Below are 22,800 nucleotides of genomic sequence, written 5' to 3' on the forward strand. Positions count from 1 at the left end.
TGTCCCGAGCAGGGGGTTAGAATCCGGCCAGCGCCGCGTCGGCTGCCACGTGCGCCTTTCGGATGGCAACTTCGCGTACCGGGCCATATCCACGGATCTCATCGGCGCAAGTCAGAACTGCGGTCCAATCCTCGGCCCGCTCCGGCGAATAACCGGCCTGCGCCCGGTCGAGCAGGTCAAGATACCATGCCAGCGTTTCACGGTGCATCCGGGCCTCGGAATGATAGCGGAACGGGTTGAGAGGCGTCGGCCGCAGCGGTTTCATGCGGCCCAGTACACCCAGAGCAGCCTTCAGCCACGGCCCATAGCAGCGTTTTGCGGGCCGCCCGCGATTGTCGGTGCGCCGGTTCAGGAAAGGCGGGGCCATGTGGTATCGGAGTTTGAAGTCACCCTCGAACTGTTCGCCGAGTTCGCGAGCGAAAGCCTGACCCGACATCAGACGGGCCACTTCAAATTCGTCCTTATAGGCCATGAAGCGAAAAAGGTTGTGCACAGCGGCGCGGATCAGGGGATCAGGCGCGTCAGAGAGGGCGGCGCGTAAATCCGTGATACGGGCAGTGTATTTTCTTGCGTAGGCGGCGTCTTGATAATCGGTGAGAAATTCGGCGCGGCGGGCGATCATCTGATCCAGTGTATCCGGTTCGGGCTGAGGATCGGAATAGCCGTTCAGCCGCGTGGGATCGGCGGCCATGCAACGACCGATTGCAAAGGCAAGCCGGTTCTTTTCGACCGCGACCCCGTTCAACAGGATGGCCTGCGACAGCGCCACTTCGGTCACTGGCACCAGCCCTTTCTGCCAGGCAAAGCCCAACATCATTACGTTGGCAAAAACCGCATCTCCCAGCAGCGTTTCGGCTGCGGCGTTGGCGTCAAATCCAGTGACGTGATCTGCGCCAACCGCTGCGCGGATGGCGGCCTCGCGCTGGCCGACGTTGAGCTGCGCATCGCGGCGCAAGACCAGATCGCCTGTCGGCATCTCGGCGCGGTTCAGCACCACCTGCGTACCCGGACGGTAATGCGCCGAGGCCTTTGGGGCGGAACTGACCACGATATCGCAACCGATAACCGCGTCGGCCGCACCCTGATCAATGCGAACCTGATTGAGCGCATCGGGTGTCGTGCCCAAGCGGATATAGCTGAGCACGGTTCCGAATTTCTGCGCAAACCCGGTGAAGTCGAGAACGGATGAACCTTTGGCTTCGAGATGCGCGGCCATGGTGACCAAGGCGCCGACAGTGACCACTCCTGTTCCGCCGACACCGGTGACAAGCAGGTCAAAGGGTTGGGCGAGGGAAGGCAGGTCGGGGGTTGGCAAGCCGGTTTCCAGCGCCGCGAGATCTAGCGAAACCGTACGTTTCCGACGCGTGGCGCCTTCGACGGTTACAAAGCTGGGGCAGAACCCGTTCAGGCACGAGAAATCCTTGTTGCAGGTGCTGAGGTTGATCTTGCGCTTGCGACCAAAGGGGGTTTCGCGCGGCTCGACGCTCAGGCAGTTCGACTCGACTGAACAATCGCCGCAGCCCTCGCAGACCAAATCGTTGATATACGCGAACCTCCTGGGATCTTCCATCGTGCCGCGCTTGCGGCGGCGACGTTTTTCGGTGGCGCAGGTCTGTTCATAGATCAGGACAGTAACGCCGGGGATGTCGCGCAACTCGCGTTGCAACCGGTCCAGATCGGAGCGGTCGTGAAACGAGGTTTGCGACGGGAAATCGGCGTGGTGGAACTTGGAAATGTCATCCGAAACGATGGCGATCCGTTCCACACCTTCGGCCCGGCAGGTCTGAGCGATGCCATGCACACTGACTGGCCCGTCGACCGGCTGACCTCCGGTCATGGCGACGGCGTCATTGAACAGGATCTTGTAGGTGATGTTGGTGCCTGCGGCGACCGCTTGCCGGATGGCGAGGCTGCCGGAGTGATACCATGTACCCTCGCCGAGATTCTGGAAGATGTGCTTGCCGCCGTTGAATTTCGACGCCACCACATGCGGCACCCCTTCGCCGCCCATTTGCGCATAGCCCACGGTCTGGCGGTCCATCCAAGACGCCATGACGTGACAACCGATGCCGCTGGCAGCCGTCGATCCTTCGGGCACCTTGGTCGAGCTGTTATGCGGGCAGCCCGAACAGAAATAGGGCGTTCGGGTTGCGCCAGGGATGTTAACTAGTTGTGGGGGCTGAGCTGTCAGCGCATTGGCTTTGGCCGGCAGATCTTCCTCGGGGAAGAAGGTGTGCAGGCGCGCGGCGACGATGGGGGCCAGCATCAGAGGGCTGAGTTCACCGGTCCAGGGGATCAGTGGTTCGCCATGGCTGTCGTACTTGCCGACCATCTTGTGCGGCTTGTCACCCGGCCAGTCATAGAAATACTCCTTGAACTGGCTTTCGATGATGCCACGCTTTTCCTCGACCACCAGAACTTCGGCCTTGCCCCTGACAAAGCGCAGCGCATTGCGACGGGCGAGCGGCCAGACCATGCCGACCTTATAGATGTCTATTCCCAGTTCCCGGCATTTTGCTTCATCAAGGCCCACTAGTCGCAATGCCTCCATTAGGTCGAGATGGCCTTTGCCGGTGGTGACAAAGCCGAACTTGGCGTTCTTGATGCCATAGATGCTCCGGTCGATCGGATTGGCCTCGGCAAAGGCGCGCACGGCGCGCAGTTTTGCTTGAATACGGGTCTCGATCTCGGGGCTGGGCAGGTCGGCAGAACGCACGTGCAAGCCTTTTGCGGGCAACTCGATCTCAGGCAGGGTGAACTGCCGATCCGGCCGGAGTTCGACCGAACGGGCACTTTCGACCGTTTCTGAAACGGCCTTGAAACCGACCCATGTGCCGGAAAAACGTGACAGGGCCAGCCCGTATTCGCCGAATTCCAGGTATTCCTCGACCGAGGCCGGGTTCAGCGTCGGCATGAACCAGGCCATGAACGCCACGTCGGATTGATGGGGCATAGAGGAACTGACGCAGCCATGGTCGTCACCTGCAACTACAAGCACACCGCCTTTGGGGGCCGAGCCATAGGCGTTGCCATGTTTCAGCGCGTCGCCGGAACGGTCCACGCCGGGGCCTTTGCCATACCACATGGAAAACACGCCCTCGACCTCGCACTGCGGATCCAGGCTGGCCTGCTGCGCGCCCAATACCGCGGTGGCGCCCAGATCTTCGTTAACGGCTGGCATGAAGGTGATGCGGTCGTGTTTCAGCCGTTCCTTGGCGCGCCACATTTCCAGATCCAATGCGCCAAGCGGTGAGCCCCGATATCCGGACACGAAACCGGCAGTTTCCAGCCCTGCCTCCCGATCCCGGCGGGCCTGATCCATCATGATCCGGACAAGCGCCTGGGTGCCGGTCAGAAAGACGCGGCCTTTTGTGAGGTCATAGCGGTCCTGGAGTCGATATGTTTGGAATTCGGGAATGTGGCGAGTCATCCATGAAGTCCTGTCAATTTTCGCGCGTTCTGGAAATTTTATCCCGATTGCAATGGAAATTTGATCCAGAAACAGTCAATTATGGACAGGTATTCGGAGGAAATAATCGAAAAATGATGAAAGTTCGAACAAAATGACCGTTTCATTTCAGCTCGATGAAAGAGACAGCCGCATTTTGACATTGTTGCAGAAGGACAGTCGAATCTCGAACGCGGATCTGGCCGAAGCGGTCGGTATGTCTGCATCTGCGCTTTGGCGGCGGGTGCGAATGCTGGAGGAAGCCGGGATCATCGAACGCTACGGTGCCGTCGTTAATCCGTCGGCAATGGGTTTGTCATTCGAAGCGATTGTGCATGTGCACCTGACGCGGCATGACCCGGAAAGAATCGTCGAATTCATTCGGGCGATCGAAAACAGCCCCGAAGTTCAGGAATGTTATGCAACCACGGGGCAGGCGGATTATCATCTGAGGGTGCTGTGTGCCGATCTGGCTGCCTACAACAAGTTTCTGGAGGGGTTTCTGTTCCGGCTTCCCGCCGTCGCCAGTGCCCAGACCAATGTCGTATTGCGCACAATCAAGCGCAACAAACCGGTTCAGAAATAGCGGAGGGGCCTTAGCACGCGCAGACGATCCAGGCCCAGGCCATGGCGATATAGGTCAGGTTGTGCATGCACTGATCCAGACCCGCAGCGCGCCAGAACGCGGCCTGATTGGGTTGCAGTTCTTTCTTGTCCGAGTAATAGGCCTTGGCAAAATCGATGTTGAAATGGATGAACCATTCGAGAGCGGATATCGCTATCGCAAAGATAATAGGTGCGCCGAGAAGAAGAAAAATCGCAGCAGACAAGATGGCATGTACACCCGCATGTTGCGCACGACCCGAATGCAAATACTCTGCCCGGCCCTCCAGCATCTTGGGGGTTTGTAGATAATAATCAGCAAACATATGCTTGATCTGCAATAGGCAGAGTAACAAAAGTACCGTGCCAGTCATTTCAGGCAAGGCGGTCCTCCTAATATCAATCTGCACCCAAGCTTAAGACGTTAATACGTATCGCGCAAACACTCTCGTGCAAATGGTGCGTGTATTGGAATGGGGGGATTCCATTTGCGTTGCGGCGTTCGGTTGCGATAGCGTGAATATGTGAACGGTTGGCGACCGTCTCACTGGGTGGTTTCAATAGGTTTGTCATCGGGGGCAGGACCCATAGAACGTACGCTATTTCGGTTCATCTGGAAGTATTCGAAGCGGGATCAGCTGATTTTGCTGGCCGTGACGTCCACGTTGTTCCCGCTGCTTTATCTGACACTCGAATTGCCCAAACGGATAATCAACGACGCGATCGGGGCGGCCAGTTCCACCGTCGAGTATTTTGGGATCACCTTCGATCAGACAACGTTTCTGATGATCCTGTGTTTTGCCTTTCTGCTGTCGGTGTTGGCGCATGGTCTGATGAAAATGCGGATCAACACGATGAAGGGCGTGTTGAGCGAGCGCATGCTGAGGCGGTTCCGCTATCAGCTCATCAGCCGGATTTTGAGGTTTCCGCAACCCTATTTCGAACGCGTGAGCCAAGGTGAACTTGTGTCCATGGTCACCGCCGAAAGCGAGCCGATGGGCGGTCTGATGGGTGATGCGATCAGCCAGCCAGTGCTGCAGGCCGGGCAGATGCTGACCATCCTGTCCTTTCTGTTTCTGCAAAGCTTCTGGTTCGGGCTTGCGGCCATTGCGCTGATCCCGTTGCAGGCCTGGCTGATCCCCAAGCTGCAACGCCAGATCAACCTGCTCAACAAGAAGCGCATACAGGAGGTGCGGGTTCTGGCAGCCCAGATCGGAGAGAACGCGGCCGGTGCATCGACCCTGCGCGGCAATGCGGGCTGGCGGTATCGACGGGCCATGATTTCGGACCAGCTTGGGCGGCTGTTCAGCATACGGTTCGACATCTATCAGAAAAAATTCTTCATGAAGTTTCTCAATAACTTCATTTCGCAATTGACCCCGTTCCTGTTCTACTCGGTAGGCGGTTTTCTGGTATTGCAGGGCCAGGTGTCGCTGGGGGCGCTGGTCGCGGCACTGGCGGCTTACAAGGATCTGTCCAGCCCGTGGAAGGAGTTGCTGACCTATTACAACCAGACGCAGGACATGGCGATACGCTGGGAAGTTGTGATCGAACGTTTCGCCCCCGCAGGCATGATTGACGAGGAATTGTTCGAGAACGAACCCAAGGAGAGCGTGCGCCTGAATGGCGATATCGTGCTCGACCATGTCTCGGTGCGGGATGCGGACGGCAATCACGTTTTGGATGATATGAATGCGGTACTGCCGGGGGCTGGCGTGATTGGCATATCGGCCCCTAGTGAGGAGGACCGTCTGGCCCTCAGCGAATTGTTGACGCGTGAGGTTCTGCCGGGATCAGGCAAGGTCATGATCGGCGGGCACGAACTGTCCAAGGTGCATCAGGTGGATGTGGCGGCGCGCATCGGCTATGCCAGTTCGCGCCCGGTCATGTTTCAGGGCACGTTCGGCGATAATGTGATGATGCCGATGCGGTTTCAGCCGACCGAACCCGCGCCAGAGAATCCGGACTTTGCCGAAACACTGCGGGCGGGCAACAGCGCCGATCCGTTTCACGCCGAATGGCTGGACCCGGCGCGCGCCGGTTTCCAGGACGAAGCGAGCCTTCGCGCGTGGTGGTTGCGACTGGTCGAAGGGATGGGGTCGGGGGCGGCCTTGTTCAGACGGGGCGCAGACCAGGTCTTTGACCACGGCGCGCATCCGGAACTGGCGGCAAAGCTGGTCGAGTTGCGCCCGATCGTAAGACGGGAAATCGGCAAAGCTGGGCTGGATCAACAGGCGTTTATCTTTGACCGCGACGCCTACAACCCCGCATTGCCGGTCGCCGAAAACTTGCTGTTTGCAACGCCGCGCGTGCCTGTCACACAGGAACTTCTGGCGCGCCAGGCGGTGTTTCTGGCACAGTTGCGGGATCTGGGGCTGGACGAAATACTTGTCGATCTGACCCGCGATGTGATCGACATGTTGCGTCAGATCTTTGGATTGGACGGCACCGACCATCCCCTGTTCCGAAAGCTGGGGTTGGAGGTGAACACTTATGAAACGGCGTTGGATCTGGTCGAAAAGACGCGCAGCGCCGGGGCGCGGGCCCTGGACGATACCGAGTTGGCCAGCCTGCTGGCCGTTCCGTTCCGAATTTCGGCGGAACAGATAGGGCCGGCCTTTTCGGACGGTTTGAAATCCCGGATTCTGGAATTGCGGCACAGCCATTCCGACAAGCTTCTGGAAAGCTTGCGCGATGTCTTTGTGCCGTTACGGGTGGATGAGTTTGCGCCCGGATTGACCGTGCTGGAAAACGCCATGTTCGGCAAGGTCAGTCAGGTGGGTGGCGCGCGCACCGACGAATTGCGCAAACTGATCACCGACGTGCTTTCGGGTAACGGTGCGCGCCCGCTGGTGGTTGAGCTGATCTATGACATGCCGGTGAGCCTTGGGGGGCAGAACCTGCCCGCCGCCTTTGCCGAACCTTTGGCCTTTACACGGGCGGCAATCAAGAAGCCCGACATTCTGGTTCTGAACAGCGCGTTGGCGAGTTTCGACATGGATACTCAGGTATCGGTATACAAAAACCTGCGCGAGTTGCTGCCTGATACCACTGTGATCTACATCAACGACCATTTCAAATCGCCCGAGGCGTTTGATTTGCACATTGAGATTCGGCAAGGCCGGATCATCAGCGAGGAGGCTCCGATGGATGTTGAAGAGGATGGTGCCGCCTCGGCCGACCTGACGCGCAAGCTAAGGGCATTGGAGCAGACCCCGCTGTTTTCCGAGCTTGACCGGCGACAGCTGCGCCTGCTGGCCTTTGGTGCGCGCTGGTTCGAGGCCAAGGCGGGCGAGGTCGTTTTCCTGAAGGACGACGACCCGACCGACGGTGCCTATATGATCATCGAAGGCGAGGCAGGTCTGTACCTGCCCCAGAAATCCGGCGACGATCAGCTGATCACGCGCGTCGGGCCTGGAACGCTGGTCGGAGAGCTGGGACTGATCCGCAAAGAGCCGCGCGCGCTCAGCATGGTGGCCGAAACCAATCTGACCTGTCTGCGGATCGGTGAGGAGGAGTTTCTGGCCGTGGTCGAAAACGACGCGGCAACCGCGTTCAAGCTTTTGCAGGTTGTGGCGGGTTACGTTTCGAACTGACGAACAGAGCGAAAAATCACGTTTTGCAGAACAGTTTGTATAGCAGTTCGATCACCTGCGCGGTGTTTCCATCGCTGAGTGAATAGTGGATGGTTTTGCCATCCCGTCGTGTCGATACCAGCCCCTCTTCTCGCAGTCGGGCCAGCATCTGGCTGACGGCAGCCTGACGGATACCCAACAGGGTTTCCAGTTGCCCAACCGACTTTTCGCCATCGCCGAGATGGCACAGGATCATCAGCCGACCCTCGTGGGCAAGCGTCTTGAGAAAGTTTGCGGCATCCGAAGCGCTTTGCTTCATGTCGACGGCGGTTTCGGGCTGAAATGCCTGATCTGATGTATTCTGAACTGTCACGGGTTGCTCGTAATCCTTTTGTCCAAACTACAACACAGCGTTGTGGCATGCAATCTCATGCATCCTGTGCTGGTGCACCACCCTGAAACGCGTTGCCGTTGACATAGTCACATGGTTCTTCCTGCATCTGCAAATGAAGCCCATCGCCGGTATAAGGATGGGCTCGCGCCAGATCTTCGTCAACTTCAATGCCCAAACCGGGCGCCTCGGGTGGCGTGACAAAGCCTAATTCGACTTTGATCGATCCTTTGATCAACTTGTCGTGAAAAGGTGTCTCTATGCTTTCAAGCAACAGGATATTGGGGATTGAGGCGGCGAGATGAATGTTGGCGGCCCACTCGATCGGTCCTGCGTACAGGTGGGGGGCCATCTGGGCGTTGAATATTTCTGCCATCGCGGCCACTTTCTTCATCTCCCAGATGCCGCCGGCACGCCCCAATGCGGGTTGCAGGATTTCCGCCGCGCCTGCCCGCAGGACTGCGCCGAACTCTGCCTTGGTGGTCATCCGCTCGCCGGTTGCGACCGGAATGCGGACGTTGCGGGCGACGCGCGCCATATCTTCGATATTGTCAGGAGGCGTCGGTTCCTCGAACCAGAGCGGCGAATAGGGCTCCAATGCCTGACCCAGACGGATCGCCCCTGCGGTGTTGAACTGACCGTGGGTTCCGAAAAGCAGGTCGGCCTTGTCGCCGACCGCTTCGCGGATCGCTTTGCAGAAAGCGACCGATATCGAGATATCGCTCATCGCAGGCATGTGGCCGCCCCGGATCGTGTAGGGGCCTGCGGGATCGAACTTGACCGCAGTATAGCCCCGCCCGACCATCGCAGCGGCGCATTCGGCCGCCTGTTCCGGTGAGGTCCAGAAATCGGTCAGGTCATGCTGCGGCAGCGGGTAGAGATAGGTGTAGGCGCGAATGCGGTCATTCATCCGCCCGCCGATCAGGGCGTGAACCGGTCGGTCGCGATCCTTGCCCAGAATGTCCCAGCAAGCGATTTCCAGCCCGGAAAACGCGCCCATGACGCTCAGATCGGGGCGCTGTGTGAAGCCGCTGGAATACACCCGGCGAAACATCAGCTCTATGTTTTCGGGGTTTTCATCCGCCATATGCCGCTTGAACACGTCGTGGATGATGTGTTTCATCGCCTCGGGACCGACCGACGAGGCATAGCATTCGCCCCAACCGGTGATGCCCGTGTCGGTGGTGAGCTTGACCAGTATCCAGTATCGCCCGCCCCAACCCGGTGCAGGCGGCGCGGTCACGATGATATCGAGATCCTGAAGCTTCATCGCATGTCCTCCTGTTCGGGTTATTCCACCGATTTGCGGTCAAACACGATCACGTTGCGCTTGGCGCCACCGGTCTTGGTGTCGGCGATTGCCTCGTTGATCTGGTCAAGCGACCAGCGCCCCGAAATCAGCTCGTCGAGCTTGAGACGCCCTTGCTGATAAAGATCGATCATCCAGGGGATGTCACGCTGAATGACCACGTCGCCCATCTTGGAGCCGATCAGACCCTGTCCGACAGCAGCAAGGATGACCGGTTCGTAACTGGCCATCGCCCCCGAATGGGGCATCCCGATCATAATGGCCTTGCCGCCGCGCCCCAGATAACGAGGAGCCTGTTCATAGGCCGGTATCGCGCCGACAGTGATCAGAACCGCGTCGGCTCCGCGCCCGCCAAGAGCCTTGTATGCGGCTTTCCAGGGCGTATCCAACGTGGCAAGAACCCCATGAGTTGCGCCAAACTCCTTGGCGATCTCCAGCTTTTCCTCGGTCATGTCGACCGCCACGATTCTGCGGGCCCCCGCAATGCGCGCGCCCTGGATTGCGTTCAGGCCCACACCGCCCGCGCCGATCACGACGACATCCTGACCGGGGCGCAGCCCGGCGGCATTGACGGCCGCGCCGACGCCAGTGATCACGCCACAGCTGAGCAGGCTGGCGACATCCTTGGCCATGGTGTCGGGGATCTTGACGATCTGGCGGTGGCTGACGACCACCTTTTCGGCAAAGGCACCGCAGGCCATCGCCTGTTCCAGGGGGCCGCCATCGGCGGTTTTCAGCGGACCCTTGACCGTGTCATAAGGTGTTTCGCAGATCGTCGGCTTGCCGCTGGCGCAGGACGGGCACGATCCGCAGGCGCGGATCAGCGTGGCCACAACGGATTCACCCACCTTGAAATCGCCTGCAGCGTCGCCGACTGCGGTTATGACACCGGCGGCTTCGTGGCCGTAAACAGCGGGCAGAAACCCACCCCAGGCTCCGCTGGCATAGGTGATGTCGGAATGACAGATCGCCACCGCATCCAGCGTGACTTCGACCTCGCCCATCCCCGGGGGAGCGATCTGGATGTCTTCGATAACAAGTGGCTTGTCGAACTCGCGGCATACGGCCGCCTTGATGGTTTGCATGGTCTCCTCCCCTTGATTGCCGGGCACGGTGGCCCGGCAGATCGCCGTCTGCAAGGTGGAAACCGGCAAAACAATGTCGTTCTTACGTCACGATACGATTTAAGCACAGGTTGAAAACCTATCCGTTCGCGAAATGGGGAGGCGCGATGGCGCGTCAGTCGCTCAGGAATTCGGTCGTACTGCGCGCAAAGGCTTCGGCTTCGGACGGGGCAAGTCCAAGCTGATGCATAGGGTCAAACAGTTTGTGCGTGTCCAGTTGCGGCCAGGTCCGGGCAACGATTTCCTTCAGAGGGGTGCCTGTTGCGGCGGATTCCCGGCACAGTTCCTTGGTTGCGGCCTGTGCCTTGGGGCGCGGTAAGTGTTCGGCCAGCGCGAAACTCAGCGCTTCGGCATGGATCATGCCGAGATGTGATTCCAGCGCTGTGCGCATCGCGTCAAGTTCGGGCGAAATCTTCTGAGCCATGGACGAGGCGACCCGGGAAGAAGAACCCGCCCCCAAAACGATTTGTGGCAGGCACATCCATTCGGTGAACCACGCGGCGCCGTCGCGCTGATGGCGATGCATCGCCGCCCCCTGCAAAACACTCATCAACCCGGTCTGCTGGCGGGCCAGCGCCACCAGAACCGACGGAGCCACAGGGTTCTGCTTTTGCGGCATGGTCGAAGATGACCCGGCCCCGCCCAAGCCAATCTCGGCTATCCCGGTTTGGGTTAGCTCCACGCCGTCCTCTCCGATCTTGCCTAAGGCCAGCACAAGGCGGGTGAACCAATCGCAAAGGCGTAGAACGGGGGTACGGTCGGTATGCCAGCTTCGCCCCGGGTCGTGCAGGTTCAAGAGTTTTGCAAGTTCTGCGCGGGTTGTGGCTGATTGCGCCCCCAGGGCTGCGCTGGTGCCAGCCGCGCCGGACAGGGACACAAGCAGGCAGTCTTGCCGCAGCGCAGGCAATTCCTGCATAAGCCCTAACAGGGGCCAGCCCCATGACGCGACCACGGTGCCAAAGCTGGTTGGGGTCGCGTGCTGCCCATAGGTGCGGGCCGGCATTGGCAGGCGGGCATGATCACGGGCCAGCCGCGCAAGGTGGCCAAGAGTATCTTTAACATCGGCTTCGATCAGACCGATCGCCTGCCGCAGCCGCAGCATCAGCCCGGTGTCGATAATGTCCTGTGAAGTCGCGCCCCAATGAACATAGGCGGCATGTTCGGGGGCCTGCATCCCGGCCCGGAAGGCCGAGACCAGCGCCGGGACGCTGACGCCGTTTTCGCCGGTCGCGGCGGACAAGGCACCGGGATCAAGCTGAATCTCCATCGCGGCGCGCGAAATGGCCTGTGCGCTTTCCAATGGTATGATGCCCTGATCGCCCTGAACTTTGGCCAGCAACCCCTCGACCAGCAGCATTGCCCTCAACTCGGCACTGTCAGTGAAGAGGCGACCAACATCGCCAGACGGGAACAGCCTGGAAAAAAGCACGCTGTCGAAAACGGATCCAGCCATCAGAATTTTCTTTCGATCTGCGACAGCATCAGCGCCAGTTCCTTGGGATGGGAAAAGAACGGAGAATGGGAGCTGTCGATTGTGAATTTCATATCTGGCGGAAAACCACTGCACATCTCGGCCTGATATTCGGTGGGTACAGTTCGGTCGTCGAGCGTTCGGATATAGGCCTTGGGCAAATTGGCAAAACCTTCACCAAGTACCAAGGGCGTTTCCTGCGGCCTGATTGCTTGCGGGCAAAGGCGTTGGGCGGCGAATTCGGCGGTCTCTTCGGCGCAGTCGTGATAGAACAGCGCCCTGACCTGATCCGGAACTACGGTATAGGAGAGGCCATCGGGCGATTTCTGGACGGACGAAATCAGGGGCTGGCGGGCCGCGCGCTTGCGCATCTGTGCCATGCTCTTGCCCGAAATGGGGACATAGGCGCAGAGATAGATCAGGGCGCGCATCTTGCCCGGAGCTGTCCCGGCCGCTGCGGAGATTGGATAGCCGCCCCAGGAATGACCTACAACTACAGTATCGGGGGTCGATGCCGACAAGACGGCATCGCGGCACCTAACCAGAGTGACATCGGCGACAGGAGTTTGGTCATCCCCGTGGCTGGGCATATCTATGGCGCGGGCAGAATGCCCCAGAGCGGTCAGTTCAGGGATCAGATCACGCCAACACCACGCCCCATGGCATGAGCCGTGAACCAGAAGGAAATCAGCCATTCCCGCCCTCCTTACCATGCCCTATACCGCGTAGGAATTCTGAAAGGATGGCAGCGTATTCTTCGGGTTTTTCAACGCATGGCAGATGGCCTGCCCTGCGGATGAGTTCAAATTTTGAGCCGGGGATCAGGTCGACCGTTTCACGCACCAGATCGGGTGGCGTCGCCCCATCCTCGCTGCCCGCGATGCCCAGCGTTGGAAGTCGCAGGCCACTTGTCGGAGTATAGAAGTCGGTGCCGGAAATGGCCGCGCAACATCCCGCATAACCTTCGACCGGTTGCCGGACCAGCATGTTACGCCACAGGGTGAGGTTGGGCGAGGCGCGGAAATCCTTGGAAAACCAGCGTTCCATGATGTTGTCGGCCAGCGCTTCTATTCCACCGGCATTGACGGCGGCAATGCGCTTGTCCCACATGTCAGCGGTGCCGATCTTGGCACCAGTGTTTGACAGAACCAACGCGCGGATCTGATCCATCCGTTTGACCGCCAGTCCCTGCGCGATCATCCCGCCAATGGAGAGGCCGACAAAAGCGCAATCGCGGACCTCCAGCATATCCAGCAGAGCCTCGGCATCCTGCACCAGCGCACCCATCGAATAGGGGGCGGGCGGCAGAGACGACAGGCCGTGGCCGCGTATGTCGTAGCGGATGAACTTCAGCCCCTTGGGAAGCAAAGGCAAAACCGCATCCCAAAGCCGATAGTCGGTGCCCAGCGAATTGGCAAATACCACGGGCGCCCCGTCGGGGTCGCCGTCGATGCGATAGTAGAGCTGGACATGACCCAGATCGGCAATGTTCATGGGATACCCCTGTGTCAGCTTGGCTATGTTTCGCGAAGATATAGGGCAGGATTGCCGCGTGATCCACGCTTCGGATCGGCAGCAGGTACTCCGGCATCAGGTGTGATCTGCCAATGCCCGGGCAAAGAGAGCCGGTTCGACGTTGCCGCCCGAGGCGACGACGATCACGGTGTCTCCCTCGATCTCGTCCTGCCGGTACAGGGCCGAGGCCAGTGCCACGGCTCCGCCGGGTTCCAGAACGATCTTGAGGCGCAGAAAAGCCAAAGCCATGGCGCGCATGGCTTCGGTCTCGGTAACGCTCAGACCCGGGCCGCACAGGCGTTTCAGAATCGGGAAGGTGATCTGACCCGGTTCGGGCGTCAGGATTGCGTCGCAGATATTCCCCGAAGTCCGGTTGTTCCGTTCGATCCCGCCCGAGACCAACGAACGTTTCACGTCGTCAAAGCCTTCGGGCTCGCAGGTTCTGGCGCGCAGGCCGGGCGCGTGGCCCTCCAGCGCCAAGGCGATCCCGGAGGTCAATCCGCCACCGCCACAACAAACCAGAACGTCGGCCATATGAACGCCGAAATCAGCGACTTGTTCGGCAACCTCCAACCCGACGGTGCCCTGACCTGCGATTACCTGTGGGTCGTCATAGGGGCGAATCAAGGTCAGGCCGCGCTCATTCGACAATGCCGCGCCGATATCCTCGCGGCTTTCGGTTTCCCTGTCATACAAAACGACTTCGGCCCCCAGTGCGCGCGTGTTTTCGATCTTCAGTTGCGGCGCATCCGACGGCATGACGATGACCGATGCGATTCCGTGTTTTGTCGCCGCCATCGCTACGCCCTGCGCGTGATTACCCGAAGAATAGGCGATGACTCCGCGTTGCCGCATGTTCGGGTCCAGCGCCGAAATCGCAGACCATGCCCCGCGGAACTTGAAGCTGCCGGTGTGTTGCAGGCATTCCGGTTTGACCAGCACCCTGCGCCCGGCAATGTCATCAAGGAAAGGAGAGCTTAGAAATGGGGTTCGCCTTGCATGGCCTTGCAGCCGTTTGGCGGCGGCTTTTATCAGGGGCAGGGTACTCATGCGGCCTCCAGGATATTGCGAATGACTGCGAGGGACTGCGGTTCGTCCAGGAACGGAACATGGCCCCGATCAGGGACTTCTTCCGCGACGAGGGCAGGATGACGCTTGCGCATTTCCGCCAGCGTGCCCGGGCTGAGTACGTCGGAGTTCATGCCCCGGATAACACCAGTAGGGATGGTGCGCAACGCGTCGAACAGGGGCCATAGGTCGGGTGGTGGTCCGGCCGCGGCCTGTTCCAACAGGGCCTGCCGCAAGTTTACATCATAGCTCAGGGCCAGTCCTGTGGGCGTTTCAAGATATTGGTTTTCTGCCTGCTTTCGCCAAATCGAAAGGGGGACACCGGGGAATTGCGGTTCCATCGAGTCTTTCAGAACCTGCGCGGCATCTTCAAAAGTCTGGAATGTGGGTGGCTTGCCGACATACTCGAAAATCCGGGCAATCCCTGTCGGCTCCACAATCGGGCCCACATCGTTCAAGATTACGCCTGCCAGCCGGTCCTGGTGACAGTCAGCCAGCACCATCGCGATCAGACCGCCTCGAGACGTGCCCAGCACGGTGACTTTGCCAAGTCCCAGATGATCAAGAAGCTCGATGACATCCTGACCCTCTCGATTGACGTTGTAATTCATATAGTTCGGGTCATGGTCCGATTGCCCCCGGCCACGATAGTCGATCGCAATCAGACGCAGGTCGGGTACGTGCGGGGCGAGGAATGTGAAATCCCGGCTGGATCTGGTCAGACCGGCAAGGCAAACCAGTGGTTTACCTTTGCCGTTGTCCTCAAAGTAGATTTTTTTTCCGTCGCTTGAGGTGAAGTGCGCCATCAGGCTCCTGCCAGTTGGGGAATCGTGGTCAGGTCGGACAGTACATGTGCGGGCCGCCACGGCAAGCGGTCCATTGGTTCGGCAGCGCGGTTGACCCATGCAGTGACAAATCCGAATCCGCTGGCCGCAGCCGCATCCCAGCCGTTCGAGCTGACAAAAAGAACTTCGCCGCGGGCGCAAGCAAAGCGCTTGGTCACCAGTTCATAGACGCGGGCATCGGGCTTGAAGATGCCCACGCTTTCCACCGACAGCACATCATCCAGCACGTCGCCGATGCCTGCCGATTGCACCGCACCATCCAGCATCGCAGGCGAGCCGTTGGACAGGATTGCCGTTTGCATCCCAGCGTCCTTCAATGCCCCCAACATTGCGGGAACTTCGGGAAAGGCCTGCAGTTCCCAATAGAGATCGAGCAACCGCTGGCGAAGCCCGCCTTCTCCGTCCAGCCCGACCGCTTCGAGCGCCCAGTCAAGACCGTCCTGTGTCACCTCCCAGAAATCGGTATGGGCGCCGGTCACCGCCCTCAGCCAGGAGTACTGCAACTGCTTCAATCGCCAGAAATTGGCCAACTCCGGCCATTTGCCACTGAGCTGGGTATGCTCGGGCTCGGCTGCGGCCAGACGCGCGGCGGCTGCGACGTCGAACAGTGTTCCGTAGGCGTCAAAGACGCAGGTGGTGATTGGCATGTGCTCCTCCCTCTTCGCGGGCAGGTTCGCACAGGAATTCAGCGCGCGAAAGAGGGGCGGGTTTACAATGGTGTGACAGACATTAGGGTGGGCCGTTCAACCAAAACCCAACCGATCGGAGACCTCATGACCGAAATCAAGCAAGGCGACACGGTGCGCATTCACTATACCGGTACCCTGCTGGACGGGAGCACATTCGACAGTTCCGAAGGCCGCGACCCGCTGCAATTCGAAGTGGGGTCGGGACAGATCATCGTTGGGCTGGACAATGCCTTGCCGGGCATGACTGTCGGTGAAAGGAAAAAGGTCGAGGTGACCTGTGTCGAAGCCTATGGCCCGATCAATCCGGCGATGCGGCAGTCCATCCCGCGCGAAGGCATTCCCGACGATATACCGCTCGACATCGGCACACAGTTGCAGATGCAGACGCCCGATGGTCAGGCCCTTCCGGTAACGGTGGTCGAAGTTGACGATGCCACCGTGACACTGGATGCGAACCACCCCTTGGCGGGGCAGGACCTGATCTTTGATATCGAGGTCGTGTCGATCAATTGAACCGAAATGACGGCTGGGCCCGCGAATGCGCCTGACCTGGCCTGTTTGGCAGGCGTACTACCTGGTGGCGATCGTGAGGCCCATCATCGCCTGTGTCTGGGGCTGCGACAAGATCACCAGCGCCGCAAGCGAGAAACACAGGCTCACCAACAACAAGCGTATCAGGTTGCCCGATTGCCTTACTGGCGGTTCCGGCTTTCTCAGCGCCTTTTCGCGTTGCGCGGCGGCGGAGAGGATCATGTCAATTTTGCTCATGCCCGAATTCCTGCGCGCCAAGTGTGGTCAAAACTTGGCAAGCGCAGGGAAAGTTCGGGTCACATGAAGTCGGGTTGAGGCATTCCCAGGACGTGGAAACCGCCATCGACACGGATAATCTCACCCGAGGTGCAGGCGCCGGCATCGGACGTCAGATAAACAGCAGTACCGCCAACGGCTTCGAGCGTTGCATTCGAACGCATCGGCGCATTCTGGTCGCAGAATTTGTAGGTTTTGCGCGCGCCACCGATGGCCGCGCCGGCCAGAGTTTTCATCGGACCAGGCGAGATAGCATTGACGCGGATACCGTCAGGTCCGAGATCGTTGGCGAGATAGCGGGTCGCCGATTCCAGCGCGGCCTTGGCCACACCCATGACGTTATAGTTCGGAACCACCCGGTTCGAACCTTGATAGGTCAGCGTCAGCAGCGAGCCGCCATTTTCTTTCATCAGCGGATAGGCGCGGCGCGCCACCTCGATGAAGGAATAGGCCGATACATCCATCGAATGCTTGAAATTGGCCCGTGTAGTGTTCAGAAACCGCCCCGTCAATTCCGACTTGTCGGAATAGGCTATGGCGTGAACAACAAAGTCGACGGTGGGCCAACGGTTGGCCAGTTCGTCAAAGGCGCGGTCTAGCGACTCGTCATCGGTGACATCGGCGTCGACCATGAAATCACTGCCGACGCTTTGCGCAAGCGGTTCCAACCGCTTGCCGAAAGCTTCGCCCTGATAGGTGAATGCCAGTTCGGCACCGGCCTCGTGCATGGCCTTGGCGATGCCCCACGCGATGGAGCGGTCGTTGGCCACGCCCATGATCAGGCCGCGTTTGCCTTTGAGAAGATCCGACATTTCACTCATCCATTATACTTGGACAGAATCATGGACCCGTTTGTGCCGCCAAAGCCGAAGCTGTTGGTCATGACACTGTCCAGTCCTGCGTTTTCAACGACTTGCGTCGCAATTTCGCCGGGCAGAATGCCCTCGGCCAGGGTATCGACGTTGATCGAAGGGGTAATGAAGTCGTTGTCCAGCATCAGCAGGCAGAAGATCGCCTCGAGCGCGCCCGCCGCGCCTTGTGCATGGCCGGTCATCGACTTGGTCGATGAAATCGGCGGCACGTTGCCCTCGCCGAAAATTCGGCGTACTGCTTCGACCTCGCCCACGTCGCCAACCGGGGTCGAGGTGCCGTGTGCGTTGATATAGCTGACCTTGCGCCCCTCGGGCACGGTCTGCAGCGCCAGGCGCATCGCGCGTTCGCCGCCTTCGCCCGATGGGGCCACCATGTCATGACCGTCCGAAGTGGCGGCAAATCCGGTCACTTCGGCATAGATCCTGGCGCCGCGTGCCTTGGCGTGTTCCAGTTCTTCCAGAACCACGATCCCGCCACCACCCGAGATCACGAACCCGTCGCGGTCCTGATCGAAAGCGCGTGAGGCGCGTGCGGGGGTGTCGTTGTATTTTGACGACATCGCGCCCATCGCGTCAAACAGGCAGCTGAGCGTCCAGTCCAGTTCCTCGCCGCCACCCGCGAACATCACATCCTGCTTGCCCATCATGATCTGTTCAGCAGCGTTTCCGATGCAGTGCAGCGAAGTGGAGCAGGCCGAAGTGATCGAATAGTTGATGCCCTTGATCCTGTAGGCTGTCGCCAGGTTGGCCGAGATGGTCGAGCACATGCACTTTGGCACCGCAAACGGGCCGATACGCTTTGTCGCACCCGATTTCAGCACAGTCTGATGTGCGGTCAGCATTGCACTGGTCGAAGGACCGCCCGACCCGGCCACCAGCCCGGTGCGGGGGGTTACTACCTGATCATCGGTCAGACCGGAATCGGCAATGGCCTGACCCATCGCGATGTGGGCGTAGGCCGCGCCCGGGCCCATGAACCTGAGTGCGCGCTTGTCCACGTGTTCAGCCACATCGATTTTGAGCGTTCCAGCTACCTGACTGCGAAAGCCGTGCTCGACCATCTGTTCGTTGGCCTCGATGCCGGACCTGCCCGCTTTCAGCGATGAAAGCACTTCCTCGGCATTGTTCCCGATCGAGGAAACGATCCCCAATCCGGTGACGACGACGCGACGCATAAGCGTACTCCTGTGTTCCGTTCTCTGTTGCCTGGTCTTCAGCTGGGGTCAGCTTTCGGACAATGCAACCTTCATGTCCTTGACTTGATAAATCAATTCCCCATCTGCTTCGACCCGGCCATCCGCCACACCCATGGTCAGGCGGCGGGTCTGAACGGCCTTGGTGAAATCGACGTAGTAGGTCAGCTTCTTGCGGTCGGGGCGCACCATACCGGTCAACTTGATTTCGCCTGTGCCGATAGCATAGCCGCGCCCCTGCCAACCACGCCAGCCGAGGTTGAATCCGGTCAGTTGCCACAGCCCATCCAGACCAAGGCAGCCAGGCATGATTGGGTTGCCCGGAAAATGGCAGTCAAAGAACCAAAGATCCGGCGTGATATCGAATTCGGCCACCACATGCCCCTTGCCATGTGCGCCACCATCCGCCGAAATGTCGGTGATCCGGTCCATCATGAGCATTGGAGGTTCGGGCAACTGTGCGTTGCCTGGGCCGAAAAGTTCGCCGCGCGCGCACTTCAGCAGATCGTCTTTGTCAAAGCTGCTCGGGAATTGGGCCATTCTGCCGCCTCTCCTGCCAGAGTCTGTTGGTCACATCTGGCCTCCTCTAACACCCGTGTGCAAGGTCCTGCAAGAGCGGGTGCGCCGCAAGTTTCAAGCGAATGGCCCTGTTTGCGAATGAATTTCATTTGAAATTTCATCTGGGCACGACTTATATATATTGTCAAACGCATGCAGGTATCGACATCATGACGCCAGACAGTCTGGAAAACGCCACGCAGTGGTTGGCCAAGGCCGGTCTCAGACCGACGCGGCAGCGCGTTGCGCTGGCCGAGCTTCTGGTAGGTGACGGTAAACACCGGCACGTCACGGCGGAAAGTCTGTTCGAGGCGGCAAAGTCCAACAGTGCTGCCGTTTCTCTGGCCACCGTGTATAACACACTGCGCGCCTTTTGCGATGCAGGTGTGCTACAGGAAATCACGGTGGACGGATCGAAAAGCTATTTCGACACCAATACCCATGACCATCCCCATTTTTTTTGGGAGGATGAGGGGCGTCTGTCCGACGCTCCGTCGGATCAGCTGGTGATCCAGCGCTTGCCAAATGCACCCGAAGGGGTTGAAATTGCTTCCGTGGATGTGGTCATCCGCCTGCGCCGCAAGGCCTGATCAATTCTTTTCGAACAGAACGGCCAACACCCGTTGGGCCGCGTCAAACAGCGGGTCGGCCGGGCCGATGCCATGCCGAGCGATTACGACGGATTCGCGGGCTTCGGGATCGCGGACAGGCCGGCTTGCAATGGGAAGCCCGTCATAGCTCAGGGCGCCAACGGGGTTGGCGTAACTGATGCCGACACCCTCGCCATGCGCGGCGAGGCTGCGAAGGATTTCCAGTGAAGTTGCCCGATGCGCCACATGCGGCGACAGGCCCTTGCGTCTGAACAGTTCCAGAACATATTGCGCGGAAAGTCCCTCTTCGGACAGGATCAGCGGAAATTCGGCCAGCCGGTCCAAGGTCACGACCTCATGTGTCGCAAGCGGATGATCGGGTGGTATCAGCGCGTTGGGGCGGCAGACATACAGCAACCGCCGCGAGAATCCGGCATCCATTCCCAGATCATAGGTCAACGCGATATCTATCTGCCCCTTGAGCAATGCCGCGAGCAGGGCTTCGAAGCCATCGGCCCGATAGGTCACTTCGACATCCGGCAACTCAGAGCGCAGACGGCGGATGGCAGGGGCCAGAAGGAACGGAGCAAGGTCGACGAAACACCCTAGCCGAAGCCGTTTTGCGGGTATTGGAGGATGGGACGGGTCTTGCAACCGGGCGGCGCGGTCAAGCAGGCTTTTTGCGCCTTCGATAAAGGTCCGCCCTTGCGGGGTTACGGCCATGGCCGAACCGCGTTTTCGGATGAACAAGGGATAACCCAGATGTTGTTCGATTCTGGCCAGGGCGGCGGACAAGGCAGGTTGCGACACATTGAGATGCTCGGCCGCTGCGGTAAGGCTGCCGTGGTGGCCGATGGCGCAGACATATTCGTACTGGCGGAGTGAAATAAATAACATGAGATTATTTATTAGTTTCGAAGATATGATTTGAACAGAGGTTCGGGACCTGCACATATCTTGGCAAACACGGATTTACGGAGGATCCCTTGCCTCACCCATTGGTTACACAGGACATGATCGACACCTTTCAGCGGGACGGTGTCGTCTTTGTGCCCGGATTGTTTGCCGATCAGGTCGATACCTTGCGCGCAGGGGTCGAGGCGAACATGTCGAACCCAGGACCGTATGCATCGGAAAACAAGAAAGAAGGCCAAACCGGCAGGTTCTTTGACGACTACTGCAACTGGGACCGAATCCCACAGTTTCGCGAGGTGATCGAAACCTCACCCGTGGCCGAAGTCGCAGCGGATTTGATGGCATCCGAATCGGTGCAGATGTTCCACGACCATGTGCTGGTGAAAGAGCCCGGCACCTCGATGGCGACGCCATGGCATCAGGACGGGCCGTATTATTTCGTTGACGGACGGCAAACCATCAGTTTCTGGTCACCGCTCGATCCGGTGAAAGAGGCGACGCTGCGCTGTGTCGCAGGGTCCCACCTGTGGGAAAAGGAAGTGCTGCCGACGCGCTGGGTTTCGGAAGAGGGTTTTTTCCCTGACGAAGGTCAGTACATGCCGATCCCCGATCCCGAGGCTGAAGGTATGAAGATTGTCGAGTTTGAAATGCAACCCGGGGATGCGGTGGCGTTCAACTATCGCGTGCTGCATGGCGCGCGCGGTAATACTTCGGCGTCACGCCGCCGGGCATTTTCCCTGCGCCTGGTCGGAGACGATGCGCGTTACGTCGAGCGCCCGGGCCGAACATCGCCACCCTATCCGGGCCATGACATGCAACCGGGCCAGCGTTTGCGCGAGGACTGGTTTCCGGTTCTGTTCAGGCGCTGAGTTTGGGGTGTTCTCGGCGCGGAGGCTGGACCGCGTTTTAGAACCACTGCCCCGGTTCAATCAGGCCAAGATCGAGCAACTGGCCCGAGGACCATTCGAACGGTACGGAATTGCGCCATTTGAAGGTGTTGATCCGCGCCGCTGACACCGGATTGCGTTTCAGCGCCTTTGCAGCGCGAAAGGAACAGATAGCTGCAGTCAGATTATGATGCCACGGGCAGGAATAGGTGTTGTATTCAGGATCATTGAACGTGTGGTTCGAAAACAGCTCTAGCCCGGGCTTGGATCTAAAAAGTGCGATGCGATCCATTCTCCGGCTTTCCTTTGGTATGAACTCGTCAAACCGCCAGCGCAGCCCGCCGGAAAAGTCGAGTTGCCGTTCAAGCGGGTCATCGGTTGTTGGGTCTATGCGCACTTCGGCAAAGTACCCCGATTTGTCGAGCATCGCAGTTGCGGGCGAAACCGCCGAGGGGCAAGTGTTCAGGTCTTCGGCGTACAGGTCGATCACGTAGGTCAGCATCGCGCTGCGGCGTTCCTCGGCGTGAAAAGACAGCATCTCGCCCACGCTGCGCGTTTCGCAGAACGGAAAGAACAGGTATTCGGCGTTGTAGCCGTAGTACATCCAGACATTGGGCAACGCGGCGACGATCCGGTTGACCGCCGCAAAGACCAAATGTCTGGGCCTACAAGTATAGGTGATCCGGTGCACCTGGTCGCCGAGATCCGTCGGCAGTTCGAAGTCATCCGGCATCAATGCGATCACCGTTTTGAACCCGAGATTCAAATGATGCAGCAATGTTCCTGCTATCTCGACGGCGTCTTCGGCAAAGATCATCGCCACCGGTCCTTTGACTGGCGATTTCGCGACCGAGTTCAGAAAACTGTCGAGTGATGGATACTGCATGCGATGTACTTGTCCTGCTCTGCTGGCATTTGCCGTCAAACTCGGGTAAATGCG

The 22,800-nt window shown here is 59.2% G+C and carries 22 protein-coding genes; 5 read left to right on the plus strand and 17 right to left on the minus strand.

What is annotated here, in order from left to right; translation table 11 throughout:
• Nucleotides 1-16 precede the first annotated feature (16 nt).
• A complete protein-coding gene (locus AC2FLX_RS01385) occupies nt 17-3,430 on the minus strand; it encodes an indolepyruvate ferredoxin oxidoreductase family protein (RefSeq protein WP_496810005.1) in 3,414 nt (1,137 codons plus the stop codon).
• Between the two features lie 133 nt (nt 3,431-3,563).
• Here AC2FLX_RS01385 and AC2FLX_RS01390 point away from each other — a divergent pair, with 133 nt between their 5' ends.
• Entirely contained in the window at nt 3,564-4,034 is a 471-nt protein-coding gene (locus tag AC2FLX_RS01390; RefSeq protein WP_480747921.1) for an Lrp/AsnC family transcriptional regulator, read from the plus strand.
• 10 nt (nt 4,035-4,044) lie between these two features.
• Here the strand turns inward: AC2FLX_RS01390 and AC2FLX_RS01395 are convergent, their stop codons facing one another.
• Nucleotides 4,045-4,425: a DUF3307 domain-containing protein gene (locus tag AC2FLX_RS01395; RefSeq protein WP_480748089.1), complete on the minus strand. Its 381-nt coding sequence runs from the start codon at nt 4,423-4,425 to the stop codon at nt 4,045-4,047.
• Nucleotides 4,426-4,602: 177 nt separating this feature from the next.
• Here AC2FLX_RS01395 and AC2FLX_RS01400 point away from each other — a divergent pair, with 177 nt between their 5' ends.
• Nucleotides 4,603-7,647 (plus strand): cyclic nucleotide-binding domain-containing protein, encoded by a 3,045-nt coding sequence (locus AC2FLX_RS01400; protein ID WP_496810040.1) that lies wholly within the window; start codon nt 4,603-4,605, stop codon nt 7,645-7,647.
• 16 nt (nt 7,648-7,663) lie between these two features.
• Here AC2FLX_RS01400 and AC2FLX_RS01405 read toward each other — a convergent pair whose 3' ends face one another.
• The 9 genes from AC2FLX_RS01405 to AC2FLX_RS01445 all read right to left on the minus strand — a co-directional run bounded on the left by AC2FLX_RS01405 (nt 7,664) and on the right by AC2FLX_RS01445 (nt 15,996).
• Nucleotides 7,664-7,945: an ArsR/SmtB family transcription factor gene (locus tag AC2FLX_RS01405; RefSeq protein WP_480748087.1), complete on the minus strand. Its 282-nt coding sequence runs from the start codon at nt 7,943-7,945 to the stop codon at nt 7,664-7,666.
• A gap of 109 nt (nt 7,946-8,054) precedes the next feature.
• Nucleotides 8,055-9,287: a mandelate racemase/muconate lactonizing enzyme family protein gene (locus AC2FLX_RS01410; protein WP_496810004.1), complete on the minus strand. Its 1,233-nt coding sequence runs from the start codon at nt 9,285-9,287 to the stop codon at nt 8,055-8,057.
• Nucleotides 9,288-9,307: 20 nt separating this feature from the next.
• Nucleotides 9,308-10,411 carry a Zn-dependent alcohol dehydrogenase gene (locus AC2FLX_RS01415; RefSeq protein WP_480747919.1) on the minus strand — a complete coding sequence of 368 codons (1,104 nt, stop codon included), beginning with the start codon at nt 10,409-10,411 and terminating at the stop codon, nt 9,308-9,310.
• Nucleotides 10,412-10,565: 154 nt separating this feature from the next.
• Complete coding sequence (locus AC2FLX_RS01420; protein WP_496810003.1) at nt 10,566-11,903, minus strand: class-II fumarase/aspartase family protein; 1,338 nt, start codon at nt 11,901-11,903, stop codon at nt 10,566-10,568.
• Nucleotides 11,903-12,616 (minus strand): alpha/beta fold hydrolase, encoded by a 714-nt coding sequence (locus AC2FLX_RS01425; protein ID WP_496745603.1) that lies wholly within the window; start codon nt 12,614-12,616, stop codon nt 11,903-11,905. The genes AC2FLX_RS01420 and AC2FLX_RS01425 overlap by 1 nt, the downstream gene beginning before the upstream one ends.
• Nucleotides 12,609-13,415: a 3-oxoadipate enol-lactonase gene (gene pcaD, locus AC2FLX_RS01430; protein WP_496745605.1), complete on the minus strand. Its 807-nt coding sequence runs from the start codon at nt 13,413-13,415 to the stop codon at nt 12,609-12,611. The genes AC2FLX_RS01425 and pcaD overlap by 8 nt, the downstream gene beginning before the upstream one ends.
• A gap of 96 nt (nt 13,416-13,511) precedes the next feature.
• A complete protein-coding gene (locus AC2FLX_RS01435; protein WP_496745607.1) occupies nt 13,512-14,486 on the minus strand; it encodes a threonine ammonia-lyase in 975 nt (324 codons plus the stop codon).
• The gene (locus AC2FLX_RS01440; protein WP_496810002.1) at nt 14,483-15,310 is read right to left on the minus strand and encodes an alpha/beta fold hydrolase; all 828 of its coding nucleotides are present in this window, start codon (nt 15,308-15,310) and stop codon (nt 14,483-14,485) included. The genes AC2FLX_RS01435 and AC2FLX_RS01440 overlap by 4 nt, the downstream gene beginning before the upstream one ends.
• Nucleotides 15,310-15,996, minus strand: coding sequence for a haloacid dehalogenase type II (locus AC2FLX_RS01445; protein WP_496810001.1), 687 nt, complete (start codon nt 15,994-15,996; stop codon nt 15,310-15,312). Before AC2FLX_RS01445 ends, AC2FLX_RS01440 begins: the two co-directional genes overlap by 1 nt.
• 126 nt (nt 15,997-16,122) lie before the next feature.
• On the opposite strand from AC2FLX_RS01445, the gene AC2FLX_RS01450 reads away from it, so the two are divergent.
• Entirely contained in the window at nt 16,123-16,551 is a 429-nt protein-coding gene (locus AC2FLX_RS01450; RefSeq protein ID WP_496810000.1) for an FKBP-type peptidyl-prolyl cis-trans isomerase, read from the plus strand.
• 57 nt (nt 16,552-16,608) lie between these two features.
• Here the strand turns inward: AC2FLX_RS01450 and AC2FLX_RS01455 are convergent, their stop codons facing one another.
• From AC2FLX_RS01455 to fabA, 4 genes are read right to left on the minus strand one after another with little or no spacing between them, the layout of a single operon-like run.
• Nucleotides 16,609-16,806 carry a hypothetical protein gene (locus AC2FLX_RS01455; RefSeq protein ID WP_496809999.1) on the minus strand — a complete coding sequence of 66 codons (198 nt, stop codon included), beginning with the start codon at nt 16,804-16,806 and terminating at the stop codon, nt 16,609-16,611.
• A gap of 59 nt (nt 16,807-16,865) precedes the next feature.
• Nucleotides 16,866-17,657: an enoyl-ACP reductase FabI gene (locus tag AC2FLX_RS01460; RefSeq protein WP_480747910.1), complete on the minus strand. Its 792-nt coding sequence runs from the start codon at nt 17,655-17,657 to the stop codon at nt 16,866-16,868.
• 5 nt (nt 17,658-17,662) lie between these two features.
• A complete protein-coding gene (gene fabB / locus AC2FLX_RS01465) occupies nt 17,663-18,892 on the minus strand; it encodes a beta-ketoacyl-ACP synthase I (RefSeq protein ID WP_496809998.1) in 1,230 nt (409 codons plus the stop codon).
• 48 nt (nt 18,893-18,940) lie between these two features.
• Complete coding sequence (gene fabA, locus AC2FLX_RS01470; RefSeq protein WP_480747908.1) at nt 18,941-19,450, minus strand: bifunctional 3-hydroxydecanoyl-ACP dehydratase/trans-2-decenoyl-ACP isomerase; 510 nt, start codon at nt 19,448-19,450, stop codon at nt 18,941-18,943.
• A gap of 188 nt (nt 19,451-19,638) precedes the next feature.
• Between fabA and irrA the strand changes: the two genes are divergently transcribed.
• On the plus strand, nt 19,639-20,058 hold the full coding sequence (gene irrA / locus AC2FLX_RS01475; RefSeq protein WP_480747907.1) for an iron response transcriptional regulator IrrA: 420 nt from the start codon (nt 19,639-19,641) through the stop codon (nt 20,056-20,058).
• Here the strand turns inward: irrA and AC2FLX_RS01480 are convergent, their stop codons facing one another.
• Entirely contained in the window at nt 20,059-20,955 is an 897-nt protein-coding gene (locus tag AC2FLX_RS01480) for a LysR family transcriptional regulator (protein ID WP_496809997.1), read from the minus strand.
• Nucleotides 20,956-21,044: 89 nt separating this feature from the next.
• On the opposite strand from AC2FLX_RS01480, the gene AC2FLX_RS01485 reads away from it, so the two are divergent.
• Nucleotides 21,045-21,842: a phytanoyl-CoA dioxygenase family protein gene (locus AC2FLX_RS01485; RefSeq protein ID WP_480747905.1), complete on the plus strand. Its 798-nt coding sequence runs from the start codon at nt 21,045-21,047 to the stop codon at nt 21,840-21,842.
• A gap of 37 nt (nt 21,843-21,879) precedes the next feature.
• Here the strand turns inward: AC2FLX_RS01485 and AC2FLX_RS01490 are convergent, their stop codons facing one another.
• The gene (locus AC2FLX_RS01490) at nt 21,880-22,746 is read right to left on the minus strand and encodes a hypothetical protein (RefSeq protein WP_496809996.1); all 867 of its coding nucleotides are present in this window, start codon (nt 22,744-22,746) and stop codon (nt 21,880-21,882) included.
• Nucleotides 22,747-22,800 lie beyond the last annotated feature (54 nt).

It is taken from the genome of Ruegeria sp. YKSF57 (genome assembly GCF_059612585.1).

Excerpts from the sequence above, each read along its gene's own strand:
- fabB (WP_496809998.1), bottom strand. The coding sequence starts at position 18,892 with ATGCGTCGCGTCGTCGTCACCGGATTGGGGATCGTTTCCTCGATCGGG.
- AC2FLX_RS01385 (WP_496810005.1), bottom strand. The coding sequence starts at position 3,430 with ATGACTCGCCACATTCCCGAATTCCAAACATATCGACTCCAGGACCGC.
- AC2FLX_RS01455 (WP_496809999.1), bottom strand. The coding sequence starts at position 16,806 with ATGAGCAAAATTGACATGATCCTCTCCGCCGCCGCGCAACGCGAAAAG.
- AC2FLX_RS01425 (WP_496745603.1), bottom strand. The coding sequence starts at position 12,616 with ATGGCTGATTTCCTTCTGGTTCACGGCTCATGCCATGGGGCGTGGTGT.
- AC2FLX_RS01480 (WP_496809997.1), bottom strand. The coding sequence starts at position 20,955 with ATGTTATTTATTTCACTCCGCCAGTACGAATATGTCTGCGCCATCGGC.
- fabA (WP_480747908.1), bottom strand. The coding sequence starts at position 19,450 with ATGGCCCAATTCCCGAGCAGCTTTGACAAAGACGATCTGCTGAAGTGC.
- pcaD (WP_496745605.1), bottom strand. The coding sequence starts at position 13,415 with ATGAACATTGCCGATCTGGGTCATGTCCAGCTCTACTATCGCATCGAC.
- AC2FLX_RS01420 (WP_496810003.1), bottom strand. The coding sequence starts at position 11,903 with ATGGCTGGATCCGTTTTCGACAGCGTGCTTTTTTCCAGGCTGTTCCCG.
- AC2FLX_RS01440 (WP_496810002.1), bottom strand. The coding sequence starts at position 15,310 with ATGGCGCACTTCACCTCAAGCGACGGAAAAAAAATCTACTTTGAGGAC.
- AC2FLX_RS01410 (WP_496810004.1), bottom strand. The coding sequence starts at position 9,287 with ATGAAGCTTCAGGATCTCGATATCATCGTGACCGCGCCGCCTGCACCG.
- AC2FLX_RS01405 (WP_480748087.1), bottom strand. The coding sequence starts at position 7,945 with ATGAAGCAAAGCGCTTCGGATGCCGCAAACTTTCTCAAGACGCTTGCC.
- AC2FLX_RS01450 (WP_496810000.1), top strand. The coding sequence starts at position 16,123 with ATGACCGAAATCAAGCAAGGCGACACGGTGCGCATTCACTATACCGGT.
- AC2FLX_RS01395 (WP_480748089.1), bottom strand. The coding sequence starts at position 4,425 with ATGACTGGCACGGTACTTTTGTTACTCTGCCTATTGCAGATCAAGCAT.
- AC2FLX_RS01445 (WP_496810001.1), bottom strand. The coding sequence starts at position 15,996 with ATGCCAATCACCACCTGCGTCTTTGACGCCTACGGAACACTGTTCGAC.
- AC2FLX_RS01490 (WP_496809996.1), bottom strand. The coding sequence starts at position 22,746 with ATGCAGTATCCATCACTCGACAGTTTTCTGAACTCGGTCGCGAAATCG.
- AC2FLX_RS01390 (WP_480747921.1), top strand. The coding sequence starts at position 3,564 with ATGACCGTTTCATTTCAGCTCGATGAAAGAGACAGCCGCATTTTGACA.
- AC2FLX_RS01460 (WP_480747910.1), bottom strand. The coding sequence starts at position 17,657 with ATGTCGGATCTTCTCAAAGGCAAACGCGGCCTGATCATGGGCGTGGCC.
- irrA (WP_480747907.1), top strand. The coding sequence starts at position 19,639 with ATGACGCCAGACAGTCTGGAAAACGCCACGCAGTGGTTGGCCAAGGCC.
- AC2FLX_RS01435 (WP_496745607.1), bottom strand. The coding sequence starts at position 14,486 with ATGAGTACCCTGCCCCTGATAAAAGCCGCCGCCAAACGGCTGCAAGGC.
- AC2FLX_RS01415 (WP_480747919.1), bottom strand. The coding sequence starts at position 10,411 with ATGCAAACCATCAAGGCGGCCGTATGCCGCGAGTTCGACAAGCCACTT.